Here is a 248-nt window from a genome sequence, read left to right as displayed (position 1 = left end):
AATCGAGCATCTTCTTGAGTTGCGCAAAATTCGATCCAACGGTGGAGAGCTCCTCATTCTTGTTTACTCGATCAAACAGACCAAAATGAACTTCAGGAATTCACTCGATCAAACGGTGGTGATGCTCCTCTCATTTGGTCATCCAAATCAATGGCTCAAAATGCTCCTCCCCATTCTACTCGATCAATGGTTAAGATTTTTCTTGACTTGGTTTAAATTTGCTAGCCCGTCGACTCCCAGGGGGTCAA

Annotated in this window: 1 protein-coding gene; it reads left to right on the top strand. The window is 44.0% G+C overall.

Annotated elements, in window-relative coordinates; genetic code table 11:
* Positions 1-248 (top strand): hypothetical protein (locus tag ACRHNM_RS17625; RefSeq protein ID WP_431137945.1); only part of this gene is annotated, 248 nt, incomplete at both ends.

The organism is Psychroserpens mesophilus (assembly GCF_050617655.1).
Taxonomy (GTDB): domain Bacteria; phylum Bacteroidota; class Bacteroidia; order Flavobacteriales; family Flavobacteriaceae; genus Psychroserpens; species Psychroserpens mesophilus_A.
The sequence above is the reverse complement of the archived record's forward strand: the minus strand, read 5'-3'. Positions and strand labels throughout refer to the sequence as shown.